This is a genomic window from Candidatus Binatia bacterium, from assembly GCA_036504975.1.
Classification (GTDB): Bacteria; Desulfobacterota; Binatia; order UBA9968; family UBA9968; genus JAJPJQ01.
The window spans coordinates 1-4,954 of the sequence record DASXUF010000006.1 but is presented as its reverse complement, the minus strand read 5'-3'; the positions used below and the strand labels follow the sequence as shown (position 1 = coordinate 4,954).

At 58.8% G+C, this 4,954-nt stretch carries 3 protein-coding genes; all 3 read right to left on the bottom strand.

Going from position 1 to position 4,954, the window contains the following annotated elements:
- Positions 1–209 precede the first annotated feature (209 nt).
- A complete protein-coding gene (gene lpdA / locus VGL70_00530) occupies positions 210–1,637 on the bottom strand; it encodes a dihydrolipoyl dehydrogenase (protein HEY3301998.1) in 1,428 nt (475 codons plus the stop codon).
- Between the two features lie 5 nt (positions 1,638–1,642).
- Positions 1,643–2,935, bottom strand: coding sequence for a dihydrolipoamide acetyltransferase family protein (locus VGL70_00525; GenBank protein HEY3301997.1), 1,293 nt, complete (start codon positions 2,933–2,935; stop codon positions 1,643–1,645).
- A gap of 294 nt (positions 2,936–3,229) precedes the next feature.
- Positions 3,230–4,954, bottom strand: a 1,725-nt coding sequence (locus tag VGL70_00520; GenBank protein HEY3301996.1) for a pyruvate dehydrogenase (acetyl-transferring), homodimeric type, incomplete at its 5' end; no start/stop codon positions are given.

Here is a 4,954-nt window from a genome sequence, read left to right as displayed (position 1 = left end):
GTGCTCATGCTGCTTCCGCGATATTGATTGCCTTTTCAAAGAAAATCTTCCCCTCTCCCTTGATGGGAGAGGGAAGGGTGAGGGTGAAGATCGAACGCACCCCTCATCCTTACCTTCTCCCGCAAGGGGAGAAGGAACAATCTGAACTCAACTTCGATTTGATTGGGTAGCTCATGGTTCCCAGTATCTGTTTATCAAGCGTCGAAGCATCACGGCAGCGGCGTGCGCTTCTTCTGCGCGAACGTGTGCGTCGGATAACCGTAAAAGACTTCCGCCGCTTCCATTAAAGTTTCGGACAGAGTGGGATGCGGGTGTACCGACTCGGCCAGGTCGCGCGCGGTCGCGCCCATCTCTACGGCGAGAACGCCTTCGCTGATCAGCTCGCCGGCGCGCGCGCCGACGATGCCGACGCCGAGGATGCGCTCGCTCTCCGGCTCGATGATGAGCTTGGTGAGGCCGTCAGGCCGGTCCAACGTCATGGCGCGTCCCGAAGCGGCCCACGGAAACCGCGCCACCTGAACATGGATGCCCTTCGCTTTGGCCTCCGTCTCCGTCAGGCCGCACCATGCGAGCTCAGGATCCGTAAACACGACCGCGGGGATAACAACATTTTCGATTGTGCTGGACTCCCCGAGGATCGTCTCCACGGCGACGCGCGCTTCTTTCGACGCTTTATGCGCCAGCAGCGCGCCGCCGACAACGTCACCGATCGCGTAGATCGCAGGGTCGGCGGTCTGCATCTCGGAATTCACTTGAATGAATCCTTTGTCGTCCACGGCGACCTTGGTATTTTCCAGGCCGAGGTCCTTGCAGTTGGGAATGCGGCCGACGGAGACCAAAACCCGGTCGTACGTCTCTTCTTTTTGTTTTCCGTTTGCCGAGAGGGTGACTTTGATTTGCTTGCCACTGGTCGCCATCTTGCCGACCTTGGTGTTCAGGCGCACCTCTTTGAAGGCTTTTTCGGCGTAACGCATGACCGGGCGGGCGAGGTCGGAATCGACTCCGATAAGAATCGAGCTCAGCGCCTCCGTTACGACCACGCTGCTTCCGAGCGTCGCGTAAACCGTCCCGAGCTCCATCCCGATGTAGCCGCCGCCGACAACCAGAAGATTCTTCGGGATTTCTTCGACCTCCAGCGCCTCCGTCGAAGTCATGATCCGCTTGTTGCCGAGATCGAACGCCTGCGGGATCGCCGGCCTGCTCCCCACGGCGATAATGGCTTGGTCGTAGCCGATGAATTTCTGTCCCTTCGAAGTTTCCACTCTGAGCGTCCTGGAATCTTCGAAGTGGCCGCGCCCATGCAAGAATTCGACGCCACGCTTTTCACAGAGCCCGCTCAATCCCTGAGCCAGCTTTTCGACCATGGAATTTTTCCACGCGCGCAGCTTGTCGAGATTCACCTTCGGCTGGCCGAAGACGATTCCTCGCTCGCCGGAAGCTTCCGTCTCCCGAACCAGCTCGGTGGCGTGGAGCAATGCCTTGGACGGGATGCAGCCGCAATGTAAGCACACTCCGCCCAGGCGCTTTTCCCGTTCCACCAAAATCACTTTCTTTCCCTTGTCGGCGGCGTAGAAGGCCGCGGCGTAACCGCCCGGACCGCCGCCCACAACCGCGATATCGGTCTTGATCGGCTCCATTCCGACTACCTCTTCAGCTCCTGCTCGGGAAAATTCTCCAGCGTTGCAATTACATCCATGATAAAGCGCACCGCATCCGCCCCGTCCATCACCCGATGGTCGTAGGAAAGCGCGATCGGCAGGATCGGGCGCGCTTCGATCTTTCCATCTTTGACCACGGGCTTCAACGTCGACCTGCCGATCCCTAAAATCGCCACCTCCGGCTTGTTGATGATCGGCGAGAAGTGGCCGCCGCCGATGCCGCCTTGATTGGAGATCGTGAAACTTCCGCCCTGAAGCTCTTCCAGAGAGACTTTTCGTTTCCTGGTTCTTTCGACCAGGTCATTCAGTTCCTGAGACAATTCGGCCAGGCTTTTTTTATCCGCGTCCCGCAAAACCGGAACGATCAGCCCCGCTTCGGTATCGACGGCGACGCCGATATGAAAATAATTTTTGAAAACCACCTCTCCGCTGGCCTCGTCGAGACTGGAATTGAAGACCGGAAACTTTTTCAAGGCCGCGACCACCGCCTTGAGCACGAACGGTGTCAACGTCAGGTGCTTCCCCTTCGGCAGCGCCGAGCCGATTTCTTTTCTCAGCTTCGTCACGTTCGTGATATCGACGTCTTCGAACTGGGTGACGTGCGGAATTGTGGTCCATGAATGGTACATGCGCTGGCCGATCGTACGCCGGACGGACGAAAGCGGTTTCTTTTGTATCGGACCCCAGCGCGAGAAATCCACGGCCTGGGGAGCGGCTTTCGCCGGCTGCTCGACCGCGGGCGCCGGCGCGGGGGCTCTCTGTTGGAGCTGCTCGATATAGCTTTTGAGGTCGGCGACGCTGATTCTTCCGCCTTGCTCGCTGCCTTTGACGCGAGAGAGATCGATGCCTAGCTCGCGAGCGATTTTTCTCACCGAAGGAGAAGCCGGCGGAGGAACGCCGGCGGCGGATTGGTATTGGTATTCTTCCGTCGGGCGCTTTTCCGGCGCGGAGGTTGTTGGCGGTTCCGGCGCTGCTCGCGCCGGCGTTTTCTGTTCCCCCGCCGGCCGGGCTTTCTTTTCCGCCGGCGCGGCCTTTTCGGCGGCGCCTTCCTGCGTCAGCGTGATCAACGCCTGCCCGACGTTGACTTCATCGCCCGGCTTGACGTGGATCTTTGCGACCTGGCCGGTAACGGGAGACGGGATGGGTCCCACCGCCTTTTCCGTTTCCAACTCCAGAATCACCTGGTCTTTTTCGATCCGGTCTCCGGGTGAGACGAGAATGTTGGCGACGGTGGCTGACTCGACGCCTTCGGCCAGCCGAGGAACTCGTATGTCCATGTCAATTCGTTAGCCCGCGTTCTCCGGTTACCTTGGCGCGCTTTGTGGTTCGACTATGCTCACCACCCTGAGTCCATCGAAGGGCGTCTTTGCGCGATGAACAGACTGTTTAAATTCCAAACACTAAATCCGAAGCTCGAAACAATTTCAAATGACTAACCTCCAAACAGTCTCGGATTTGGGACTTCGAATTTCGAATTTTAGGATGTCTCGCGCCAAGGCGCGAGGACGCAAAGAGTGCGTGATTATCGTCCTTTCGGGTCTTCTTACCCTCGGCCTGCCGGTCTGTGCAGGTTAAAGGTAGAATGGAGAGGCCTTCTCCGGGTCCACGCCCAGATCCTTGATCGCCCGCTCTACGATCTGTCCCGCTACCGCGCCTTTTTGATAAAGCGCGTACAGCGTAGCCAGGACCGTCATCTCCGCGTCCACTCCGAAGTAACGTCTGAGGCGCGGACGCGTATCGCTCCTGCCGAATCCGTCCGTGCCGAGCGACAAGAGCCCGCCCGGCACCCACGGAGCGATCTGATCGGGAACGATCTTCATATAATCCGACACCGCCACAAAAGCGCCTTTTTCTTTCTCGAGCAGAGATTCGACGTAGGATTTTTTCGGCGGCTCCGTCGGATGGAGCATGTTCCATCGCCTGGTTTGGAGCGCTTCGCCCCGGAGGAGCTTATAACTCGTCGCGCTCCAGACATCCGCCGAGACGTCGTACTTCTCCGCCAAAATCTCCTGCGCGCGCAGCGCCTCGCGAAGAATCGGCCCGCTGCCGAGGATATGCGCCTTGTGCTTGGCGCGCTCGCCGCCGCGGCGAAATCTGTAAAGGCCTTTCAGGACGCCTTCTTCGGCGCCCTCGGACATCGCCGGCATCGGGTAATTTTCGTTGTAGAGCGTGAGGTAATAAAACACTTCTTCGTTCTTCTGGTACATGCGCTCCATGCCGTCGCGAATAATCACGGCGACTTCATACGCGAACGCGGGATCGTAGGCGAGAAGAGTCGGCACCGCGCTCGCCAGAATATGGCTCTGACCGTCCTGGTGTTGCAGGCCCTCGCCGTTCAGCGTCGTTCTCCCCGCGGTGGCGCCGAGGAGAAATCCTTTCGCCTTGCTGTCGGCCGCCGCCCACATCAGGTCGCCGACGCGCTGGAAGCCGAACATGGAATAAAAAATGTAAAACGGGATCATGGAAAAACCGAGATTGCCGTAGGTCGTACCGGCGGCGATGAAAGAAGATATCGAGCCGGCTTCGGTGATTCCTTCTTCGAGAATCTGGCCGTCTTTGGCCTCCTGATAGTAGAGGAGCGTCTCGCGGTCCACCGGCTCGTAGAGTTGGCCTTTGGGCGAATAGATGCCGACCTGACGAAACAGGGCGTCCATGCCGAATGTTCTGGCTTCGTCGGGGATGATCGGCACCACCCGCTTGCCGGTCACAGGGTATCTCAGAAGCTTGGCGAGCAGGCGGACGAAAGACATCGTCGTCGAGGCTTCGAGCTGGCCCGAGTCTTTCAGGAACTCTTCGAAGAAATCCTCGGGCGGAATCTCCAGCGGCTCCGACCTGGCGCGCCGCTTCGGCACAAAGCCGCCGAGGCTTTTTCTGCGCTCGAGGAGATATTTGGTCTCGCGGCTGTCCTGCGGCGGGCGGTAAAAAGGCGTCTCGACGACCTCTTCGTCTTTCAGCGGAATATCGAAACGGGTGCGGAACTCTCTCAGCTCTTTCTCGTTCAACTGTTTTTGCTGGTGCGTGATGTTTCTTCCTTCTCCCGCCTCGCCCAGGCCGTAACCCTTGACGGTCTTGGCGAGAATCACCGTGGGCGCCCCCTTGTGTTCGACCGCGGCCTTGTACGCCGCGTAAACTTTTTGCGGATCGTGCCCGCCGCGGAGCAGCTTGCGGATCTGGTCGTCGGTCATGTCGTTGACCAGCTCGAGCAGCTCCGGATATTTGCCGAAGAAATGTTTTCGCGTGTAGCTCCCGGGCTCGACGGAATATTTCTGATAGTCGCCGTCCACCGCCTCTTCCAT

Excerpts from the sequence above, each read along its gene's own strand:
- VGL70_00525 (HEY3301997.1), bottom strand. The coding sequence starts at position 2,935 with ATGGACATACGAGTTCCTCGGCTGGCCGAAGGCGTCGAGTCAGCCACC.
- lpdA (HEY3301998.1), bottom strand. The coding sequence starts at position 1,637 with ATGGAGCCGATCAAGACCGATATCGCGGTTGTGGGCGGCGGTCCGGGC.